The following is a 21,972-nucleotide window of genomic DNA, read 5'->3' as shown; positions in this document are numbered from 1 at the left end:
AAATTCTTCATTATTATATACTAAAAATCCTCTAATGTTGTAGAGATTATACGGCATTAGAGGATTTTGTTTATGTATTTTTTGAAAAAGTTGTCTTTAATGTGGGGTTGTTTAAAGAACATGTTGCTTTATAATAGAAAATTATTTTGATAAAAGTATTTATATATTGTTATGTAAACCGTATATACTATATGAGACATAAATTTTTGGAAAGAACAAATTAGATGAGAACATTGTAAAATGCACACATTAGAAAGAGCAGCTATGCGCTTATAAAAAAAGTAGCAATGCTACAATAATGGAACTTTTCTGCATACAAGAACATTTTGTGGATTAACTTGTTAGCATATAAATATTAAGGGGGATGATGAAGATGAGAGAAAGAAAATACATTAAATTTAGAGTAGATATGTATGATGATACTAAGTTTAAAATTATAGATACAAAGCCTGAGAGAGACCTTCTTCATTATATTTGGAGTAGGGTGGTTATTTTAGCTGGAAAAGTTAATTTAGAAGGGGAATTATATCTTTCTAAAACTATTCCTTACTCGCTAGAAACCTTAGCAATAGAGTTCAATAGAGATATTAATCAAGTTAAGTTAGCTTTTAATATATTAATGGAATTGGAGATGCTTGAATTTATTGAAGGAAAAATTTATAAAGTGAAAAATTTTGCAAAGCATCAAAATATTAAGGTTAAGGAAAAGGATAAAATTATAAATCAAGAAAGTAGCTCGAAAAGTAATGAAACTCAAATAAAAGAAGATTTTAAAGGGGAAACTAAAGATATTAGTAGAAACATTGTAGATGAAGAATCGAAAGGAAAAATATTAAATGAACTAATAATTACAAATAATCATGAAGCAGTAGAAAAGAAAGATGAAATTACTGAAGATTTAAAGGTTACTAATATGGAGATATGTAAAACAGAAGATAATCTGAGTTTTAACAAGGATAAGAATAGATCGGAAAATAGTAAGCCTATGATTTTAGAAGTTAATAGAATTAATTGTGTAAAGAAAAAGAAGAAAAAAGACAGCTCGTCTGATATTGTTGAATTGTTTGAAGAAAAAGATGATAACTTTATATCAAATTTTAGTGAAGGAGAATATAAATTAAATCCAGGTGAATGCGTTCTCACAAGTTTCGCTTTTGATTGATGTAAGGTAGACGTCTTTAAATATGGTAATAAGGCATTGAGCCGTTCAGTTTTTAAATTATAGATGCAAGTTAAATTACAAGGCTAATTACTTATCTGACTTGCTATAGCATGAATTTATTGACTTAACTAAGGTATTAATGTAATATAACAAGGATAAGTATGTTATAATTGGGAGTGATAACATGAAAAATATTATAACAAAAGTAATCCCAAATGGTATTGCTGAAGAAGTCGGCATTGAAGTAGATGATGTTCTACTATCTATTAATGATAAGAAAGTAAATGATATTATAGATTACAAATTTTTATCAGCAGATGAAGAAATCATTTTAGAGGTAGAAAAAAGTAATGGTGAAGTATGGGAAATTGAAGTTGAAAAAGAATATGGTGAGGATTTAGGCATAGAATTTGGCGGCGGTATAATGGATAAAGCAAAATCATGCAGCAATAAATGTATATTTTGTTTTATTGATCAGCTTCCAAAGGGAATGAGAGAAACACTGTATTTTAAGGATGATGATTCAAGATTATCGTTTCTTCAAGGGAATTTTGTTACATTAACTAATATGAAGGATGAAGATATTGATAGAATAATACAATATCACATAAGTCCTATTAATGTATCTGTCCATACAACAAATCCAGAGCTAAGAGTTCAAATGCTTAACAACAGGTTTGCAGGTAATGTTTTTGAAAGAATGAAAAAACTTGCAGCTGCAGGCATTACAATGAATGCACAAATAGTTTCAGTTCCAGGAATAAATAATGGAGATGAACTTAAAAGGACTATTACAGATTTATATACATTATATCCAAGTGTTTCAGATTTGGCGGTAGTACCAATAGGTATAACTAAGTTTAGGGATAATCTTAAACATGTTAATACTTATACAAAAGAAGAATCAGCAAAAGAAATTGAAAGTGTTAAGAAACTTCAAGAAAAATATGTTAAAGAGACAGGGAAGCCCTTCGTCAGATTATCTGATGAGTTTTATTTAGTTGCAGAAAAAGAAATCCCAGATCAAGAGTTTTATGATGACTATCATCAAATAGAAGACGGTATAGGGATGGTTAGATGCTTTAGAGACGCAATAGATAATACTTTAGATGATTTAGATGCAAGTATGAAGGGAAGCTTTTCTATTGTTACAGGAGAGCTGGCGTATAATGAGCTATTAGAAGCTAGTAATAAAATTAAGAACAAAAATCCTAATATACAGCTTGATGTACATAAAATAATAAATAATTTTTTTGGAGAAACAATTACTATAGCAGGACTTTTAACTGGAACTGATATAATAAATCAAATGAAGGGAATAATAAATACTAAGTATTTAATTATGTCCAACAATATGTTTAGAAAAGGGTATGAACTAGCAGATTCGTCAGAACAAATAATGTTAGATGATACTAAGATTAAAGATATTGAATCAGCTTTAGATGTTAAGGTAATAGTAGTTGATTATACAGGAGAAGATCTAATCGAAAAACTTAATAAGGCATATGAAATAAAATAGACTAGCATGCTGACTCGTCATTTTTTGAATGTGCATAAATACAAGGAGGAATTTTAATGGGTAAACCGATAGTTGCCATAGTTGGAAGACCAAATGTTGGGAAGTCAACGTTATTTAATAAATTAGCAGGGAAAAGAATTTCAATAGTTCAAGATACACCAGGAGTTACAAGGGATAGGGTGTATGCAGAGGCTGAATGGTTAAGTTATAATTTTACTATGATAGATACAGGTGGTATTGAACCAGAAAATAATGATATCATAATAAAACAAATGAGAAGACAAGCGAATATTGCAATTGAAACAGCAGATGTAATAATTTTTATAGTTGACGGTAAGGAAGGATTAACTGCCGCAGACAGTGAAGTTGCTACTATGCTTAGAAAGAGTAAGAAACCAGTAGTTTTAGTTGTTAATAAAGTCGATAATTTAAAAGATGAAAACAATGCATATGAATTTTATAATTTAGGAATAGGTGATCCTGTAACAATATCGGCAGGTCAAGGACTAGGTCTTGGTGATATGCTTGATGAAGTAGTTAAATATTTTGATAAATCAGTTTACGATGCTGATGAGGATGAATATATCAGAATAGCTATGATTGGTAAACCTAATGTAGGAAAGTCTTCTTTAATTAATAAATTGCTTGGAGAAGAAAGAGTAATAGTTTCTGATATTCCAGGAACTACAAGAGATTCAATAGATAGTCATTTGGAAACGGCAGAAGGTAAATTTATCTTAGTTGATACTGCTGGACTTAGAAGAAAGAGTAAAGTAAAAGAAGAAATTGAAAGATATAGTGTTATAAGAACTTATACTGCTATTGAAAGAGCGGATGTATGCATACTTATGATTGATGCAACAGAAGGTATTACAGAGCAAGATGAAAAAATAATAGGTTATGCTCATGAATTGAGAAAAGCTATTATGGTTATCGTTAATAAATGGGATTTGGTTGAAAAGGACGGTAAAACATTAGATAAGTTTAAAAAAGAATTACAAGGAAACCTAAAATTCTTAAGTTATGCTGAATATCTATTTATATCAGCCCTAACAGGTCAAAGAACTCATAAGGTACTTCAAGTTGCTAAGTACTGCTATGATAACTACAATAAGAGAATTTCAACAGGAATATTAAATGATGTTATAAGTAAAGCTGTTCTTATGAAGGAACCACCAGTTGTTGGAATTAAGAGAATGAAAATTTATTATGCGACTCAAGTTGCGACTAAGCCGCCTAAGTTTGTTTTCTTCGTAAATGATGAAAGTGCAAGACATTTCTCATATGAAAGATATTTGGAAAATCAATTAAGAGATAGTTTTGATTTTAAAGGAACTGGTATCCAGATTGAATATAGACAAAGAAAGGAATAATTATGAGTAAGATTACTTTTTTAGGAGGAGGAAGCTTTGGAAGTGCCTTAGCTGTTTTACTTGCAGAAAAAAATCATATTGTTAGTATTTACGATAGGGACGAAAATGTTGTTAATGAAATAAATCTTAAAAGAACAAATGAAAAGTATATGAAAGATTTAAGATTTCCTAAAGGGGTAACTGCATTTAATAGTATTGAGGAAGCAATAGATGGTACTGATTATATAGTATTAGCGGTACCATCACATGTTATTAGAAAAATGTGTATAGCACTTAAAGGGAGAATACCTGCGAGTATCCCTATAATATCAATTGCAAAAGGAATTGAGGAAGATAGCGATAAGAGACTTTCTGTTGTAATTGAAGAGGAGTTAGAAAATCCAGTTGTAATCTTATCAGGACCAAGCCATGCAGAGGAAGTTGTTATGAAGTTGCCGACAACCATTGTGAGTACATCTAAAGATATGCACTTTGCTGCTACAGTTCAAGACTTATTTATGACTCCGTACTTTAGAGTATATACTAATGATGACATTATTGGAGTTGAGGTTGGCGGTGCTGTTAAAAATGTCATTGCATTAGCGGCAGGAGTTATTGATGGACTTGGTTATGGAGATAATACAAAAGCTGCACTTCTAACTAGAGGTATGAAGGAAATTTCTAGAGTGGGAATAGCCCTCGGAGGAAGAGCAGAAACCTTTTATGGGTTAACTGGTATGGGGGATTTAATAGTAACGTGTACATCTATGCATTCAAGGAATAGAAGAGCTGGATTATTAATAGGAAAAGGAATGTCCCTTGAAGAAGCATTGAAAGAAATAGGCATGGTAGTTGAAGGGGTAAAAGCATGTAGGGCTTTTTATCAACTAAAAGAAAAGATTGGTATATCAATGCCGATAACAGACGGACTCTATAAGGGACTGTTTGAAAGCAAAAATGCTAAATCCATAGTAGATGAGCTTATGAATAGAGATAAAAAAAGTGAATTGTTTTAATATCTGCATTTAAGTGGGTGGTTAATTGAATCACAAAAGAAAATGAGTAGTGTATAGAAAAAACATAAAAATCATATTGTATAATAAAGATAGATTATTTTAAAAGAGATAGTCTATCTTTTTTTATTCTAAGAGAGTTTTTAATATAGCAGTGCGTTATTATGTATATAATAGATGGTTGTTTATGATGGTAGACAAAGCAGTAGAATTTAAAATTTGGTTTAGGATAATGAAGGGTGAAGTATACCATAAGTAACAGCATATCGCATTCTCCAAAATGGTATGAAAGAATAAGCCACGAATACAGCAATAGAAGCTATAAAAATGTGGTATAGTAATGAAATGATTACTTAAACTTGATAAAATAATAAAGTCAATAAGAATTGTAAAGAAAATAGATAGTGATCATATATATGATTAGGAAAGGATCTAGATAAGTTTTTTGTTGTTGAGAGAAAGAATAATATAAATATGAGTATTTTAATACCTTATAATGGTGATATGAGTGCTAATTTCCGTATTATATATATAAATAAAAAGTTCTTGGTTGTAGTGTAGCTACTTTGAGGGAGTTTTAAAAAATCTTGATTGAAGTATAGCTACTTTGGGGGAGTTTGCAAAAAAATCTTGATTGTAGTATAGCTATTTTGGGGAGTTTGCAAAAAAGTTCTTAATTGCAGCATAGCTGCTTTTTTTAAAAGTTTTTGATTGTAGCATAGCTACTTTGGGGAGTTTTCAAAAAAAGTTCTTAATTGCAGCATAGCTGCTTTTTTTTATATGGGTATATTTTAAAATTAGGATGAATATATATATATTGGTAAAAAGAATATAGGAGGGAACTACGTGGATAATTTTAACATATACAAAGATATAGCAGAAAGAACTCAAGGGGACATATACGTGGGTGTTGTAGGGCCGGTAAGAACAGGAAAATCTACATTCATAAAAAAGTTTATGGATCTCATGGTAATACCTAAAATTGATAATACTTATAAGAAGGAAAGAGCAAAAGATGAATTACCACAAAGTGGGTCGGGAAAAAATATTCATACAACAGAACCTAAGTTTGTACCAAATGAAGCAGTTGAAATAAATTTAGGAGATGAAATAAAATTCAAGGTAAGAATGGTTGATTGTGTAGGATATATAGTAAAAGGAGCTCTAGGATACTTAGATGGAGAAGAAAGTAAAATGGTTCATACACCATGGTATGATTATGAAATACCTTTTGAGGATGCTGCTGAAATTGGAACGAGAAAGGTTATAAAGGATCATTCAACAATCGGTCTTGTAATAACAACAGATGGAAGTATAACAGGGATAGACAGGAATGATTATGTAGATGCTGAAGAAAGGGTCATATCCGAATTACAAACTTTAAATAAGCCATTTATTGTTGTTCTTAATACAAGTAAGCCTAATTCTCAAGAAGCAAAAACATTAAGAAAAGAATTAGAAGATAAATATAATGTAACAGTACAAGTGATGGATGTTTCCAATATGGGAGAACAAGATATAGAAGATATATTTAAACATGTACTTAAAGAATTCCCAATAAAAGAAGTCAATATTGACATGCCTGAATGGCTTGAAAAATTAGAGGGCAGCCATTGGCTGAAAAAAGATTTCTTCAACATAATTATGAACATGAGTCAAGATGTCTCTAAGGTTAGGGATATAAAATATTGTTTAAATAATCTTGAAGATGAACAATTTATGGGGAATGCCTCAATAAAAGAAGTAGATTTAGGTAGCGGAACAGCACAAATATTAATGAAACCAAAGGATGGAATTTTTTATAAAGTTCTTAGTGAAATATGCGACTTAGAAGTTGGTTCTGAAAGTGATTTGCTAGGAATAATAAAAGATTTAACCCATGCAAAATGCGAATATGATAAAGTAAAAGATGCTTTAGAAGAGGTAAGAGAAAGTGGGTATGGATTAGTAGCTCCACAACTTGCTGAGATGAAATTTGAAGAACCTGAAATTGTTAAACAAGGTAATAAATATGGAGTGAAATTAAAAGCTAGTGCTCCAAGCTTACATTTTATAAAATGTGATATCAAGACTGAAATAAGCCCTATAATGGGGTCTGAAAAAGAATCAGAGGAACTTGTAAAGGGACTATTAGAGCAGTTTGAGACAGATCCAACTCTTCTTTGGCAAAGTAATATGTTTGGAAAATCTTTAGAAGTATTAGTAAGAGAAGGGCTACAAAATAAATTATATAAAATGCCAGAAGATGTCCAAGTTAAGATTCAAAAAACATTACAAAAAATAATTAATGAAGGTAATGGTGGATTGATCTGCATAATACTTTAAACTAGTTAAGTATAAAATATTATATTTTAATAAAGTGTTGATTATATATTGTAAATAGGCAGTTTGGAATGTAATTACTACATATTTCCGTGTATTATATATTGTAATCAACACTTTCTTTATATCAGATTTTTCATTATATATGTGGAAAAATACATAGCATTGGGATATAATAAAAGAAAGGATATAAATGAGGGGTATTATGAAGAGAGAGTATAGGGCTTATAAGAAAGTTGGAAAACTAAAAGTTTTTATAAGTGAGCTCTTAGAGCTTGATTTGCCAAGGATTGTTTATGCCTCTCCGGGTGTTATAAACCATATAAAAAAAAGACATGGTAGACAATTCACCAAAAAAATGAAGGATAATATATTAGATATAATAGAGAAAGTAATAAAAGAACCTGAGTATGTTGGTCTAGATAATAGGAGAGGAACTGGCGGCTCTCTCGAATTAGTAAAAAAGATTGACAACATTATATTACTTTTGGGATTGGAAGTTGATTTAGAGGATCAATATATATATGTTGCAACAATGTACCCTATAACCCTATCAAAAATGAATGCGCGAATTTATAGGGGAAGATTAATAAAAGTTGAGGAAACAGTATTAAAAGAAAAAGTATTATGAAATAGAGTTAGAAATTTTATTTTTTGAGGTGAGAAAAGGCTCCTCATACGCTAATATTTAGTAAACAGAGATGCAGGATACGCCGACCTGCCAAAAAATAATTTGTTTTATCTATCACCTTATAATTAGAGTAAGGTGATTTTTTTGTGCACGAAAGTAGCACTTAAAGTAAGCAATGAACAACCGAAAGAGAATACATATATGTTCCGCAGTCTGTGAAAAATTTCGCTGGGTATGTCTAAATGGGAGGTTGTACCCATTTATGCTTGCTCCAAAATTTATTATGGACAAGCGTAAACGGAACAACCTCCCATTAAGACATAACAGTAGCTCATTTTTCAATGCCTGACTCCACATATATGTATTCTCTTTCTTTGTTTTGCTATTACTTTAAGTATTTCAAGCATACATAATATAGAAAGGATGGTATAACATTTATTTAAGAAATGTCTACAGTTATATGATCTAATGCAATGCTTAGATAAAAAATACTCTTAATTTATGACATATTCCATATATTTATAATATAGGCTGATTTTGAGTTTCATATATAATTGTAAAATACTTTAAATTAAGAGCTGTAAGTGTAATACTTGATTAAAGGTATTTCTAATCGAAGAAATATAAAAATACTTGCCTAAATATAGTCTTACTTCAAGTTTTCTGCTAAACAAAGAAAGTGAATATATGTTTTTGCGAAGCGTTCATTAGAAGATTTTGCTGGCTATGATTCTTAGAATATAAGTTGTTCCAAATGTGCTTGTTCAAGGCTTAGTCCTTGAAGCAAGCACTTTGGGCACAACTTATATTCTTAGAATCATCCAGCAAAATCTTCAAGGAACCGGAGTAAACACATATATTCACTTTCGGTTATTTAGCACTGAACTTAAATTAACCTCTTACTGCAAGTATTTTTACATTTCGGGTATTGCACAATATTCTACTTTGATAAATGTTAACAATTTGTGAACAAATCATTGACATGAGATACTATATTTATTATGATTATTTTATTGGATTTGGGAACTTTATAATATTAAAAGGAGGTGTAGCATTGATAAAGAGCATGACTAGCTTTGGAAGAGCACAAAGTGATGAAGGAAAAGAACTCTCTTTTTCTATAGAAATGAAAAGTGTAAATCATAGATATTTAGATATAAATATTAGAATGCCAAGAACAATGCTTGCTTTAGAAGAAAAGATACGTAGTATAATTAGTAAAAAGCTAAGCAGAGGAAAAGTTGATGTTTTTATTAATTATAAAAATTATGGAAATACAGTAGGGAAAGTTAAGGTTAATATGAAGTTGGCTAAGGACTACTATGAATCATTTAAGCAAATTCAGAAGGAATTAAATGTTATAGATGATATATCAGTAACTAAAATAGCAAGATTACCTGATGTGATTACACTGGATGAACCAGAGGAAAATTTAGACGATATTTTTGAAGAAGTTTCTTCTTTGATAAAATCATCTCTTAATTTGATGGAAGAAATGAGAATTGTAGAGGGAGAAAAGTTAAAATCAGATATTCTTCTAAAAGTTAACGCCATAGAACGTTATGTTATAGAAATTGAGAAATTATCAGATGCTATTCCAAAGAGTTATAAAAAGAAACTTGAAGAGAGATTAAGTGAACTATTATCAGGTGTAGATATCGATGAGAGTAGAATAGCTCAAGAGGTGGCAATTCTTTCGGATAAGGCAGCTGTAGATGAAGAAATAACTAGACTTAGAAGTCATTTGAGTCAAATGACGAATACTTTAGAATTAGATGAACCTGTGGGAAGAAAGTTGGATTTTATTATTCAAGAAATGAACAGAGAAGCTAATACTATTGCCTCTAAATCTACAGATATAAATATAACTAATAAAGTTATAGATGTAAAAAACACAATAGAAAAGATCAGGGAACAAGTTCAAAATATTGAATAATTAGGAGGGAAAAAATGGGAATAAAATTAATAAACATAGGTTTTGGGAACATAGTTTCTGCAAACAGATTAGTCGCAATAGTTAGTCCTGAATCAGCACCTATTAAAAGAATTATTCAAGAAGCAAGAGATAGAGGAATGCTAATAGATGCAACTTATGGAAGAAGAACTAGAGCTGTAATAATAACAGACAGTGATCATGTTATTTTGTCAGCAGTTCAACCAGAGACAGTTGCACATAGATTATCAACAAAAGACGATGTGGCAGCAGTTGATGAGGATGATGAATAATGAATAAAAAAGGGAGAGGACTATTAATAGTTATATCAGGACCATCAGGAGCCGGAAAAGGTACAATATGCAAAAGTTTTTTGGAAAGAAATAGAGAGGTATCTTTATCAGTATCCGCAACTACAAGGGATCCGAGAAAAGGAGAAGTTGAAGGGGTTAATTACTATTTCATGACAAAAGAAGACTTTAAGGAAAAGATAAATTCTAATGATTTTCTAGAGTATGCAGAAGTCTATGATAATTATTATGGAACTCCAAAATCTAACGTTGAAGAAATGTTAGAAAATGGAGTGGATGTTATTTTAGAAATTGATATACAAGGAGCATTAAAAGTTAAAGAAAATACAGAAGAGGGAGTCTTTATATTTATACTTCCACCATCTATGCAAGAATTAAAGCAGAGAATTATAAATAGAGGAAGTGAAACTAAAGAATCTCTAATGAAAAGATTTAAATCAGCATATAAGGAAATAAATTTTGTTTCTAAATATAATTATGCTGTTGTAAATGATAAAGTAGAAATAGCTGTTGAGAAATTAGAAGCTATAATAGCAGCTGAAAAATGCAGAGTAGATAGAATAAAAGATAGTATATTAGATTCGAAGGAGGGAATAATACATGAACAACTCTATGATTAATCCATCAGTGGTAGATTTATTAGAAAAGGTGCATGATAGATATTCTTTAGTAATTTTAACATCAAAAAGAGCTAGACAAATAATTGAAGGTTCTGAACCTCAAATTTATGTAAATTCAAAAAAACCTTTAACAATTGCAATTAATGAAGTAGATCAAAATGCAGTTGAATATGAAATTATAGAAGAAGGTAATAGATAAAATGAAAAGGAATTTAGTACTGGGTGTAAGTGGAGGAATTGCAGTATATAAAGCATTAGAAATTGTAAGTCTGCTTAAAAAGAAGGACATCAATGTTGATGTTATTATGACTGAATCAGCTACTAAATTTGTAACTCCACTTTCTTTTCAATCATTAAGTCAAAATATGGTTACATATGATATGTTTGCAGAACCAAAGGCTTGGGAGATTCAACACATCAGCTTAGCAGAAAAAGCAGATTTATTTTTAGTAGCACCTGCTACCGCAAACATTATTGGAAAGATTGCAAATGGAATAGCTGATGATATGCTTTCAACTACGATAATGGCAACTAAAGCAAAAGTTATTTTTGCTCCAGCTATGAATACAAACATGTATGACAACCCTATAGTACAAGATAATATTAAAAAGCTAAAGTCTTTTGGATATGAATTTATAGAGCCAGCAGAAGGCAGGCTTGCCTGTGGAACTACTGGAAAAGGAAAATTAGAAAGTCCTGAAGTTATAGTAGATAGGGTTTTAATGGAGTTAAATGACAAGAAAGATTTAGTGAATAAAAATGTGGTAGTAACTGCTGGTCCAACTATAGCACCAGTAGATCCAGTTAGATTTATCACAAATAGATCAACTGGGAAAATGGGCTATGCTATTGCAAAAGAAGCAAGAAATAGAGGCGCTAATGTAACACTAATATCTGGGCCTACATCTATAGAAGTTCCAAAGAATATTAATATTGTTAAAGTTTCAACTAATGAAGAAATGAAAAAAGCAATTATGGAAGTATATGATCATGCGGATATAGTAATTAAATCTGCTGCTGTTGCTGATTATAAACCTAAAAATTATAGTACACAAAAAATAAAAAAAGGTGACAATGATTTGTGTATAGAATTTACAAGAGATAGCGATATATTAATGGAACTTGGAGAAAAAAAGGATAAGCAGATACTAGTTGGTTTTGCCGCTGAAAGTCAAGATTTAAAAGAAAATGCAATATCTAAGCTACAAAGAAAAAACTTGGATTATATTGTAGCAAATGATATAACTGCAAATGATACTGGGTTTGCCTCAGAAGATAATAAAGTAATAGTTTTGTCTAAAAGTGGTAAGGAAATATATTTAGATAAAATGAGCAAAGAAAAGATTGCAAGCAATTTATTTGACATTATACTTGAGAAGCGCTAGAATTTGCGCTTCTTTTATTTGATATATGAATATATTTAAGATAAATGTTTTAATATTGTGGTATACTTATTATTTCATGTTTGAGTGTTCTTGATATCAAGTGAAACTTGATTCGGGTGGAGTTTGATCTCAATCTGAATCTTGGTTGAACTTATAACCTCAAGGGGTACCTAGTCTAGGGAGTGCCACTGTTATCCTGGGTGTTACAGTGGCTAGACACAAACTAAATTTGGACGTAAGGTGGTTAAAGAAAAGTATGTATGCTGAAATAATTATAAATAGTGAAGCGCTAGAAATAGATAGACTATTTACATATAAAGTACCTTATGAACTTATGGAGAATATAGGAGTTGGATTTAGGGTTAACGTTCCTTTTGGCCAGAGGAATAAACCCATAGAAGGTTTTGTATTTTCATTATTGCAGGAGGATTCAATAAAGCTTGATTATAAAGTAAAAGAAATTTTAAAGTTATGCGATGATGAGGCTATGTTAACTGTAGAAGATATTCAAGTTATTCAATTCTTAAGAAGAAAATATCTTTGTAAATACATCGATGCAGTTCGTTTAATGATCCCAGTTGGAATAATGAAAGGATCAAAAAATAAGAAGAAAAAAGTTATAGTTATTAACAAAGAAGTGAAAGAGGATGAACTTAAAAAAGAAAGTTACATAAATTTATATAATTTCATAATTAATAATAATGGAATTTACACTAAATCAGAAATTGTTAATGACAAAGAATTTTCTTTATATTGTTTAAATAAGCTTATAGAAAAAGAAATATTAAAAGTTGAGGAACAAGTAGTTTTTAGATATAATACCCGCAGATATGATAATGATTATAATAAGTTATTAACTGATGAACAAAGAGAATGTTTAGATACTATTTTAAATGAGGCAAAATTAAAGTATCTTATAAAAGGTGTAACAGGGTCAGGAAAAACAGAAATATATATTAGATTAGTTGAAGAAATGCTGAATCAAGGAAAAAGTTCTATAGTTTTAGTACCAGAAATATCGTTAACTCCTCAAATGATTGAAAGGTTTAAGGGACGTTTTGGTGAAGATGTAGCATTGTTTCATAGCAAATTGAGTGATGGTGAAAGATTTGATGAATGGTATAGAATTAAAGAAGGAAAAGCTAAGCTTGTTATTGGAGCACGAAGTGCACTGTTCTTGCCGTTACAAAATCTTGGTCTTATTATAATTGATGAAGAACATGAAAACACATATAAGTCAGAACATAATCCTAAATATCATACTAGAGAAGTAAGTGAATTTATATGCGAGCTAAAAGGATGTAAACTTATATTAGGATCGGCAACTCCTAGCGTAGAAAGCTATTATAAGGCGCTTAAAGATGAATATACATTAATTGAAATGCATAAAAGAGTTAATGGAAAAAAAATGCCCCATATGCAGATAGTTGATATGAGAGAAGAATTAAAAAATAAGAATCTCTCTTTGTTTAGCAGACAGCTTTTAAATGAGCTTGAAAATACTCTGCGAGATAAAAAACAGGTGATTTTATTTTTAAATAGAAGGGGTTATTCAACTTTTATTTCATGCAGAAGCTGCGGATATGTATTTAAATGCCCAGAATGCGATGTATCCATGACGTATCATAAAAATGGATATCTAATCTGCCACTATTGTGGAAGAGCTGAGAAGGTCAGTAAAGTATGCCCTGAATGCAATAGTAAATATGTAAAGTTCTTTGGAGCGGGAACAGAAAGAGTTGAATTGGAAGTGAAAAAGTATTTTCCAAATGCTAAAGTATTACGAATGGATGTGGATACCACACGTCATAAAAATGCTCATGAGTCAATATATAACTCTTTTAAAAGTGGAGAAGCTGATATTTTAATAGGAACTCAAATGGTATCAAAAGGATTGGATTTTAAAAACGTTACATTGGTTGGAGTTTTGGCGGCGGATATGTCTTTAAATATGCCGGATTACAGGGCTGCAGAAAGAACCTATCAAATAATAACGCAAGTTGCAGGCCGAGCTGGTAGAGGAGAAGATGAAGGGAAAGTAATTGTTCAAAGTTATACTCCTCATCACTATAGCTTAAAGTATGCAAAGGAAGAAGATTATGAATCTTTGTTTAGAGAAGAAATAAATATCAGAAGGTTGATGGGCAATCCGCCTTTTGGTAAAATATTATTAATCTTAGGTTCTTCAAAATATGAAGAAAAACTAGTAAAGTTTATGTATACTTTAGAAGGAAATTTGAAAAAATTAGTATTAGAAGATTTTACTATGCTCGGGCCAGTTCCTTGTATTATTACAAAATTAAAGGATAATTATAGATGGCAGATAATAATAAAAGGTAATTTTGACGATGAGTTTAGTGAAAAAGTAAAAGATACACTTTATCTATTAAATAAGAGTGTATATAATGAAGTAAGGGTTAGTATAGATATTAATCCAAATAATATGACATAGGGGGAATAGAACATGGCATTAAGAACTATTAGAAAATATGGAGATGACGTATTAAGAAAGAAGTGCAGAGAAGTTGATCAAATAGATGAAAGAGTATTGACTTTAATTGAGGATATGAAAGAAACAATGTATGATGCAGATGGTGTTGGTCTTGCAGCTCCACAAGTTGGAGTATTAAAAAGACTATTTGTTATAGATATTGGAGAAGGTCCACTAGTTTTTATAAACCCTGAAATAATAGAAACAAGTGGTTCTCAAATTGATGAAGAAGGGTGTCTAAGCTTACCTGGTGAAACTAAGGAAGTTATGAGACCTAACTATGTTAGAGCAAGAGCACTTAATGAAAAAGGAGAGGAATTTGAAATAGAAGGGGAAGAATTGCTTGCAAGAGCTATTCTACATGAATATGACCACTTAAATGGTACTTTATTCATTGATAGAGTTAAGAAGTCTTAAGAAAATAAATTTTGACAGGAGGAAGAACAGAGTGAATATAGTATTTATGGGTACTCCTGATTTTGCGGTTCCATCTTTAAGAAAACTAATTGAAATGTATGAAGTCACTGCAGTGCTGACACAGCCAGATAAGCCTAAAGGCAGAGGCAAAAAAATGGCATATTCAGCCGTTAAAGAAGAAGCGCTAAAGCATGAAATTCAAGTATATCAACCTATAAAGCTTAAAGATGATGCAGAATTAATCCAAAAGTTAAAAGAATTAAAACCAGATTTTATAATTGTAATAGCTTTTGGGCAAATATTATCTAAAGAAGTATTAGATATACCTAAATATGGGTGTATAAATCTTCATGGATCATTATTACCAATGTATAGAGGAGCTGCACCAATCCAATGGGCAGTAATAAATGGCGAAAAAGTTTCAGGAAATACCACTATGCTTATGGATGTAGGTATAGATACAGGAGATATGCTTCTTAAAGATGAAGTTGAAATTACTGATAATATGACTGCAGGAGAATTATATGATATATTAAAGGTAAGAGGATCAGATCTGCTGCTTAAAAGTATAGAAGGGCTTGTAAATGGAAGTATAACTCCTGAAAAACAGGGGGATAAAACTTTCTATGCAAAACCACTCGATAAAAATATTGCCTGTATAGATTGGAATAAAAGTTCAAAGGAAATTCATGATTTAGTAAGAGGATTAAATCCTTGGCCTATTGCCTATACTAATTATAAGGGCGAAAGAATGAAGATATACGAAACTGAGGCATTAGAAGAAAAGAATTTAAAAGAACCTGGAACAATCATAGAAGTTAGTAAAAATGGTGTTAAGGTTTCATGTGAAGATGGAGTATTACTCATTAAGAAAGTACAATTTCCAAATGGTAAGCCTTTATCAATAGAACAATATATAAATGGGCATGAAATAGAGAACAATATAATTCTACAGTAATGGAGGGATGTATTAATGCATTTTTATCCGTTTTTTGATCCAACTATGATATTATTAATTCCAGCTATAATAATCTCATTCTGGGCGCAGACCAAAATTAGCAGTACCTATAACAAATATAGTGAAGTAAGAACAATGAATGGTTATACGGGACAGCAAATAGCTAGAATGATGTTAGATGAAGCAGGGCTTTTTGATATTAGAATAGAAGTTGTAAATACTAAACTTGGTGATCATTATGACCCAGCAAACAGGGTATTAAGGTTATCGCCAGATGTATATGCAGGTGGAACAATATCTTCAGCAGGAATAGCAGCTCATGAAGTTGGGCATGCAATTCAGCATAAAGAAAAATATACACCATTGGTTGTAAGAAATTCTATAGTTCCCGTTGTAAATGTTGGCTCAAGCCTTTCTTGGATACTATTCTTAGCAGGAATGTTTTTAGGATTTAAAGGTTTGACTACTTTAGGAATATTATTATTTTCGGGTGTAGTGATCTTTCAATTAATAACATTACCAGTTGAATTTGATGCATCCACAAGAGCATTAAATATATTAAAATCAAGAGGAATCCTATATGGAGACGAAACAAAGAAAGCACAAAAGGTTTTAAATGCGGCGGCTATGACTTATGTAGCAGCAACATTAATGGCAGTATCACAATTAATAAGGCTGATTGCGATAAGCAACAGTAGAGATGAATAGATGAGGTAGCATATGAATTGTAGAAAATTAGCAGTAAAAATATTAGGTAGAGTACTTAACGAAGGAGCATATTCTAATATAATACTATCAAAAGAATTAAATGAAGTTGAACTTAGCGATAAAGATAAGGCTCTACTTACTGAAATTGTATATGGAGTTTTAAGAAGAAAAAAGACTCTTGATATTATAATTTCTAACTTTGTAAAAGACATTAAACTAATGAATAAGGATATTTTAAATATATTAAGAGTAGCGATATATCAAATGAATTTCTTAGATAAAATACCAAGTTATGCTGCGTGTAATGAGGCAGTAGAAGAGGCGAAAGAAATTTCGGAAAATGACTCAAAATTAGTAAATGGGATACTAAGAAATTTCACTAAGAATCCAGATGATATAGAAGTTGAAGGGAATAAGATTGACGAGTATGCATATAAATTTTCGTTTGAACCTTGGATGATAAGACTTCTAATCAAACAATATGGAGAAAATCTATCAAAGAAGATAATGTCAGGATTGAATTCAATTCCACAGGTAAGTGTTAGAGTAAATGAAATCAAAGCAGATTACGATGACGTTTTTGAAAAGTTAGAAGAACTTGAATATGAAGTTGAAGAAGGCTCTATTTGTCCGGAAGCGATTTGCATAAAAGGTGGTAAATCAATAGAAAATAATCCTTTATTCCAAGAAGGAAAGATTACAGTTCAAGATGAAAGTGCAATGATTATAGCACCTTTATTAGAATTAGAAGAAGGAATGACAGTTTTAGATTTGTGTAGTGCGCCAGGTGGAAAAACTACTCATATAGCTGAAATACTTCAGAATACAGGAAAAGTATTAGCGTATGATCTTCATGAGTCTAAGCTTGGATTAATAAAAGAAAACTGCGAGAGATTAGGCATAACAAATGTTGAAGTTAATACAAGTGATGCAACTAAATTAAATCCAGATTTAATAGCATCTAGTGATAGAATTTTAATAGATGTTCCTTGTTCGGGACTTGGAATTATAAGAAAGAAACCAGAAATAAAATGGAATAAAACAAGAAATGATTTGAGAGAAGTTATAAAAGTTCAAAGAGATATAATGGAAAGCGCATGGATGTATCTAAAGGAAGATGGAATAATGATATATTCAACTTGTACATTAAACAAAGAAGAAAATGAAGAGAATATTGAGTGGTTTGTTAGTAGACATAAAGATTGCAGCGTGAAAAAAATCTTTATCGGTAAGCAAGATAACTTAGTATATAATAGAGACGGTTCTTTAACTATTCTGCCGAATGAAAATATGGATGGCTTTTTTGTGGCAAAATTAGAAAAAAAGTAATAGTAGGTGAATAAATGAATAATTTACTAGATTATACTTTAGAAGAACTAAAAACCTGGATGAAGGAAAACAATGAGAGTGCATTTAGGAGTACACAAATATTATCTTGGGTTTATAAGGGAATTAATGAATTCGATAATATGAAAAATATTCCTAAACCATTAATATCAAAATTAAAAGAGAATTTTACAATTAGTTTACCAACTATAATTGAGGTCTATAAGTCTGATATTGATGGAACGGAAAAGTTTTTATTAGGGTTTGAAGATGGGAATTTAATAGAATCAGTACTTATGAGATATAAACATGGCAACTCCATATGCATATCAACTCAAATAGGATGTGCAATGGGTTGCAAATTTTGCGCATCAACTATTGAAGGTAGAGTTAGAAATTTAACAACGGCTGAAATATTGGCACAGGTTTTAGTGGTGCAAAATTATATTAATGAGAGAATATCAAATATAGTGCTTATGGGAAGTGGAGAGCCCCTTGATAATTACGATAATGTTATAAAATTTCTAGAGTTAGTTTCGGCAGATTATGGCTTAAATATAGGACAGAGACACATCACATTGTCTACTTGTGGGCTTGTTCCAAAGATATATGAATTAGCCGATAAAAAGCTAAGTATAACTCTTGCGATTTCATTACACGCATTTAGTGATGAAAAGAGAAAAGAAATTATGCCTATAGCCAATAAATACAGCATTGAAGAAATAATGAAGTCTTGCAAATATTATATTAGTAAGACAAATAGAAGAATTACATTTGAATATGCATTAGTAAAAGATGTAAATGATGGCAGGGAAGATGCAAAGGCACTTGGAAAATTGTTAAAAGGAATGCTTTGTCATGTGAATTTAATACCTGTTAATGAAATTAAAGAAAATACATTTAAAAGATCTTCAAAGAAAACTATTGATGATTTTTCAGAAATATTAAAAAGTCATGGGATAGAAGTTACTATAAGACGTGAAATGGGAAGTGACATCAATGCAGCATGTGGACAACTTAGAAGAAGTTACATAAAGACCCAAAAAATAGAGGGGAGAATGAAATGGTAGGCTTAGTTAGTGATGTGGGATTAAAACGTACATTAAATGAAGATTTTGCTTCGTATTTAGAAAAGGATGAATTTAAAATATATGTAGTAGCAGATGGAATGGGTGGACATAACGCAGGAGAAGTTGCCAGCGAAATGGCTGCAAAGAGAATTGTTAATTATATAGATGAAAAATATTCTTCGACTAATGTTGACGAATTAATTGTAGAAGCTATAGAAAAAGTTAACAGAGATATATTTAATTTTTCTAATACTAATGAAAAACTAAGTGGGATGGGTACAACAGTTACAGCTTGTTTTATGACTAAAGATTTCATTCATGTTGCGAATGTAGGTGATAGTTGCTGTTTTGCAATAAAAAATAATCATATTAGAAAGATAACTAAGGATCATTCCCTGGTACAGGAATTGGTCGATATTGGAAGCATAAGCGAAAAAGAGGCAGAAAATCATCCTAAGAAGAATATCATTACTAGAGCATTGGGAACCAGCGATAGTGTAAGTGTAGATGTATTTGAAATAGAAAATAGTGAATGTGATTTATTTATATTATGTTCAGATGGATTGACTAATGAACTAACTAAGGAAGAAATTCTACAAGTTGTCATCGAAGAAGAGAACTATGTAAATATGGCTAACAGATTAGTATATTTGGCAAAAGAAAAAGGTGGCAGGGATAATATAACAGTATTGTTGTTTGGAGGAGATATGTAGTATGGATGGAATTGTACTTGGAAACAGATACGAGTTGTTAGAAAAAATAGGGGAAGGTGGTATGTCAGAAGTATTTAAAGCAAGGTGTAACAAATTGAATAGGTTTGTTGCGGTTAAAGTACTTAAAAAAGAATTTTGCAACAATCCTGACATTGTGGAAAAGTTCAAAGGGGAAGCGACTGCCATAGCAACTTTATCTGACAACAATATAGTAAATATTCTTGATGTAGGAACTCAGGATGACATAAATTACATTGTAATGGAATATGTTAAGGGAAAAACTTTGAAGGATATTATAAAGCAAGTTGGTAAGATGAATTATGAGACAGCAATATCAGTTGCTATTCAGATAGCTAAAGCTTTAGATTGTGCTCATAGAAATAATATAATTCATAGAGATGTAAAGCCACAGAATATTTTAGTGACAGAAGATGGAGTAATGAAAGTAACGGATTTTGGAATAGCAAAATCTACAACTTCTGAAACTATTACTAATACTAGTACAATAATGGGATCAGCTCATTATCTTTCTCCAGAACAAGCCAAAGGAAGTTTTATTGATTGCAGGACTGATTTATATTCTTTAGGAGTTGTGTTATACGAAATGGTTACAGGAACACTTCCATTTCAAGCAGATAGCGCTGTAACTATAGCGTTAAAACATCTTCAAGAAGAGGTTGTGCCACCTAAAAATCTTAATTCCAAAGTACCTGATAGTTTAAATCAGTTAATCCTAAAATCAATGCAAAAAGATCCTGTTAAAAGATATGAAAGTGCTAAAGAAATGATCGCGGATCTTCAGAAAATTAAAGATGATCCGAATGCTAAGATAGATAAAGAAGAGGATAATGACCACACAATAATAATGTCAGCTGTAACAAGTCATATTCCAAAGCAAGATGAATCGACTAATAAACAGAAAAAAGATGATGAATATGATGACGAAGATGATGATTATTATTATGAAGACGATGATGAAAAAGTAGGCGGAATAAATAAAGGCAGAATAATGAAGATAATAATTGGTGCAGTTTTGCTTTGTATATTAGTAGGCATAGGAGTAACAGCATTTAAGATGTTTAGTTCTTCTGCACCTAGCACTAAGGAAGTTCAAGTGCCTAACGTTGTAGGAAAGAATTTAGATGATGCAAAGAAGGAACTTGAAGCGTTGAAGTTAGTTTTAGTTGAAGGTGGAACAGAAGCTAGCGATGAGCCTCAAGGAACAGTTATTAAGATGAATAAAGAAGCAGGAAGCATGGTTAAGGAAAATAGCGAGGTCAGAGTTATTGTAAGTGGAGGGGCAACAAAGCTTAAAATGCCAGATGTACAATACTACGATATAGACGCAGCTAAGACTATTTTGAATTCTTTAGGTCTTAAGATTAGTGATCAAAGTGAGTCATTTAGTGATAATGTTCCAAAAGGACAGATAATAAGCCAAAGTCCGAAGAAAGATACTGAAATTACAACAGATGATAAGATTACAGTAGTTGTTAGTAAAGGACCGGAAATTAAGCTTACAACAGTACCTAGCGTAAAGGGATTAGATTCTGATGCAGCAAAAGGTAAATTGGAAGATGCTAAATTAAAAGTAGCTATAGTTACACAAGAGACTCAGAATGAAAGTGAAAATGGCATAGTATTAGCTCAATCTATTGAAGGAAGTAAGGTAGAGCAAGGTACTTCGGTTACAATTACAATAGGAAAGTATGTTGCTAAACAAGAGCCAACTACACCTACACCAGGAAATACTAAACCAGGTGGAACTACTACACCAGATAAGACCCCAGGAACTACTCCAGGCCCAGGAGGAACAGCTCCGACTACAGGAACAACTCCAACAGGACCATGGGATGATGTAACTACCAATCAAAACAATACAACACCAAATAAAACGTCAAACCAAAATCATTAGTTAAAAAAATAAAAGGGGAGGTTGATAAAAAAAACCTCCCCTTTTATAATATATTTAGTTACTAATTAAGGATTTTTAGGATAGAATTAATTATATATAGATAATAGTATAAATTATAAAGTTGTG

Annotated in this window: 19 protein-coding genes; all 19 read left to right on the top strand. The window is 31.0% G+C overall.

The features are described 5' to 3' along the window. Nucleotides 1-373 precede the first annotated feature (373 nt). Nucleotides 374-1,162: a phage replisome organizer N-terminal domain-containing protein gene (locus tag CLCHR_RS03765; protein ID WP_169896757.1), complete on the top strand. Its 789-nt coding sequence runs from the start codon at nt 374-376 to the stop codon at nt 1,160-1,162. A 184-nt stretch (nt 1,163-1,346) separates the two neighbouring features. After that, nucleotides 1,347-2,681, top strand: coding sequence for a DUF512 domain-containing protein (locus CLCHR_RS03760; protein ID WP_079438350.1), 1,335 nt, complete (start codon nt 1,347-1,349; stop codon nt 2,679-2,681). Nucleotides 2,682-2,737: 56 nt separating this feature from the next. Beyond that, nucleotides 2,738-4,054, top strand: coding sequence for a ribosome biogenesis GTPase Der (gene der, locus CLCHR_RS03755; RefSeq protein ID WP_079438349.1), 1,317 nt, complete (start codon nt 2,738-2,740; stop codon nt 4,052-4,054). A 2-nt stretch (nt 4,055-4,056) separates the two neighbouring features. Next, nucleotides 4,057-5,049: an NAD(P)H-dependent glycerol-3-phosphate dehydrogenase gene (locus CLCHR_RS03750; RefSeq protein WP_079438348.1), complete on the top strand. Its 993-nt coding sequence runs from the start codon at nt 4,057-4,059 to the stop codon at nt 5,047-5,049. A gap of 843 nt (nt 5,050-5,892) precedes the next feature. After that, the gene (spoIVA, locus tag CLCHR_RS03745; protein WP_079438347.1) at nt 5,893-7,371 is read left to right on the top strand and encodes a stage IV sporulation protein A; all 1,479 of its coding nucleotides are present in this window, start codon (nt 5,893-5,895) and stop codon (nt 7,369-7,371) included. A 202-nt stretch (nt 7,372-7,573) separates the two neighbouring features. After that, complete coding sequence (locus CLCHR_RS03740) at nt 7,574-7,999, top strand: PBECR3 domain-containing polyvalent protein (protein ID WP_079438346.1); 426 nt, start codon at nt 7,574-7,576, stop codon at nt 7,997-7,999. 1,054 nt (nt 8,000-9,053) lie between these two features. After that, nucleotides 9,054-9,935, top strand: a complete 882-nt coding sequence (locus CLCHR_RS03735; protein ID WP_079438345.1) for a YicC/YloC family endoribonuclease — start codon at nt 9,054-9,056, stop codon at nt 9,933-9,935. A gap of 14 nt (nt 9,936-9,949) precedes the next feature. Beyond that, complete coding sequence (gene remA / locus CLCHR_RS03730; RefSeq protein ID WP_079438344.1) at nt 9,950-10,225, top strand: extracellular matrix/biofilm regulator RemA; 276 nt, start codon at nt 9,950-9,952, stop codon at nt 10,223-10,225. Beyond that, complete coding sequence (gmk, locus tag CLCHR_RS03725) at nt 10,225-10,863, top strand: guanylate kinase (RefSeq protein ID WP_079438343.1); 639 nt, start codon at nt 10,225-10,227, stop codon at nt 10,861-10,863. The genes remA and gmk overlap by 1 nt, the downstream gene beginning before the upstream one ends. Further along, a complete protein-coding gene (rpoZ, locus tag CLCHR_RS03720; protein ID WP_079438342.1) occupies nt 10,844-11,062 on the top strand; it encodes a DNA-directed RNA polymerase subunit omega in 219 nt (72 codons plus the stop codon). The genes gmk and rpoZ overlap by 20 nt, the downstream gene beginning before the upstream one ends. Before the next feature lies 1 nt (nt 11,063). Beyond that, entirely contained in the window at nt 11,064-12,248 is a 1,185-nt protein-coding gene (coaBC, locus tag CLCHR_RS03715; RefSeq protein WP_079438341.1) for a bifunctional phosphopantothenoylcysteine decarboxylase/phosphopantothenate--cysteine ligase CoaBC, read from the top strand. Between the two features lie 256 nt (nt 12,249-12,504). Beyond that, a complete protein-coding gene (gene priA / locus CLCHR_RS03710; protein ID WP_079438340.1) occupies nt 12,505-14,700 on the top strand; it encodes a primosomal protein N' in 2,196 nt (731 codons plus the stop codon). Nucleotides 14,701-14,712: 12 nt separating this feature from the next. Then, nucleotides 14,713-15,156, top strand: a complete 444-nt coding sequence (gene def / locus CLCHR_RS03705; RefSeq protein WP_079438339.1) for a peptide deformylase — start codon at nt 14,713-14,715, stop codon at nt 15,154-15,156. 31 nt (nt 15,157-15,187) lie between these two features. Beyond that, the gene (gene fmt / locus CLCHR_RS03700) at nt 15,188-16,114 is read left to right on the top strand and encodes a methionyl-tRNA formyltransferase (RefSeq protein WP_079438338.1); all 927 of its coding nucleotides are present in this window, start codon (nt 15,188-15,190) and stop codon (nt 16,112-16,114) included. A gap of 15 nt (nt 16,115-16,129) precedes the next feature. Further along, the gene (locus CLCHR_RS03695; protein ID WP_079438337.1) at nt 16,130-16,822 is read left to right on the top strand and encodes a zinc metallopeptidase; all 693 of its coding nucleotides are present in this window, start codon (nt 16,130-16,132) and stop codon (nt 16,820-16,822) included. A 12-nt stretch (nt 16,823-16,834) separates the two neighbouring features. Next, nucleotides 16,835-18,151, top strand: coding sequence for a 16S rRNA (cytosine(967)-C(5))-methyltransferase RsmB (gene rsmB, locus CLCHR_RS03690; RefSeq protein WP_079438336.1), 1,317 nt, complete (start codon nt 16,835-16,837; stop codon nt 18,149-18,151). Nucleotides 18,152-18,165: 14 nt separating this feature from the next. Continuing rightward, nucleotides 18,166-19,218 carry a dual-specificity RNA methyltransferase RlmN gene (gene rlmN, locus CLCHR_RS03685; protein WP_079438335.1) on the top strand — a complete coding sequence of 351 codons (1,053 nt, stop codon included), beginning with the start codon at nt 18,166-18,168 and terminating at the stop codon, nt 19,216-19,218. Continuing rightward, nucleotides 19,212-19,931: a Stp1/IreP family PP2C-type Ser/Thr phosphatase gene (locus tag CLCHR_RS03680; protein WP_079438334.1), complete on the top strand. Its 720-nt coding sequence runs from the start codon at nt 19,212-19,214 to the stop codon at nt 19,929-19,931. Before rlmN ends, CLCHR_RS03680 begins: the two co-directional genes overlap by 7 nt. Before the next feature lies 1 nt (nt 19,932). Further along, complete coding sequence (pknB, locus tag CLCHR_RS03675; protein ID WP_079438333.1) at nt 19,933-21,846, top strand: Stk1 family PASTA domain-containing Ser/Thr kinase; 1,914 nt, start codon at nt 19,933-19,935, stop codon at nt 21,844-21,846. Nucleotides 21,847-21,972: the final 126 nt, after the last annotated feature.

The organism is Clostridium chromiireducens, from assembly GCF_002029255.1.
GTDB classification, from domain to species: domain Bacteria; phylum Bacillota; class Clostridia; order Clostridiales; family Clostridiaceae; genus Clostridium; species Clostridium chromiireducens.
This window is presented reverse-complemented; position numbering and strand designations above follow the sequence as displayed.

What these genes read in the sequence shown, in the direction of transcription:
- CLCHR_RS03765 (WP_169896757.1), top strand. Translation starts at nt 374, where the DNA reads ATGAGAGAAAGAAAATACATTAAATTTAGAGTAGATATGTATGATGAT.
- CLCHR_RS03760 (WP_079438350.1), top strand. Translation starts at nt 1,347, where the DNA reads ATGAAAAATATTATAACAAAAGTAATCCCAAATGGTATTGCTGAAGAA.
- der (WP_079438349.1), top strand. Translation starts at nt 2,738, where the DNA reads ATGGGTAAACCGATAGTTGCCATAGTTGGAAGACCAAATGTTGGGAAG.
- CLCHR_RS03750 (WP_079438348.1), top strand. Translation starts at nt 4,057, where the DNA reads ATGAGTAAGATTACTTTTTTAGGAGGAGGAAGCTTTGGAAGTGCCTTA.
- CLCHR_RS03740 (WP_079438346.1), top strand. Translation starts at nt 7,574, where the DNA reads ATGAAGAGAGAGTATAGGGCTTATAAGAAAGTTGGAAAACTAAAAGTT.
- remA (WP_079438344.1), top strand. Translation starts at nt 9,950, where the DNA reads ATGGGAATAAAATTAATAAACATAGGTTTTGGGAACATAGTTTCTGCA.
- gmk (WP_079438343.1), top strand. Translation starts at nt 10,225, where the DNA reads ATGAATAAAAAAGGGAGAGGACTATTAATAGTTATATCAGGACCATCA.
- rpoZ (WP_079438342.1), top strand. Translation starts at nt 10,844, where the DNA reads ATGAACAACTCTATGATTAATCCATCAGTGGTAGATTTATTAGAAAAG.
- coaBC (WP_079438341.1), top strand. Translation starts at nt 11,064, where the DNA reads ATGAAAAGGAATTTAGTACTGGGTGTAAGTGGAGGAATTGCAGTATAT.
- priA (WP_079438340.1), top strand. Translation starts at nt 12,505, where the DNA reads ATGTATGCTGAAATAATTATAAATAGTGAAGCGCTAGAAATAGATAGA.
- def (WP_079438339.1), top strand. Translation starts at nt 14,713, where the DNA reads ATGGCATTAAGAACTATTAGAAAATATGGAGATGACGTATTAAGAAAG.
- CLCHR_RS03695 (WP_079438337.1), top strand. Translation starts at nt 16,130, where the DNA reads ATGCATTTTTATCCGTTTTTTGATCCAACTATGATATTATTAATTCCA.
- rsmB (WP_079438336.1), top strand. Translation starts at nt 16,835, where the DNA reads ATGAATTGTAGAAAATTAGCAGTAAAAATATTAGGTAGAGTACTTAAC.
- rlmN (WP_079438335.1), top strand. Translation starts at nt 18,166, where the DNA reads ATGAATAATTTACTAGATTATACTTTAGAAGAACTAAAAACCTGGATG.
- CLCHR_RS03680 (WP_079438334.1), top strand. Translation starts at nt 19,212, where the DNA reads ATGGTAGGCTTAGTTAGTGATGTGGGATTAAAACGTACATTAAATGAA.
- pknB (WP_079438333.1), top strand. Translation starts at nt 19,933, where the DNA reads ATGGATGGAATTGTACTTGGAAACAGATACGAGTTGTTAGAAAAAATA.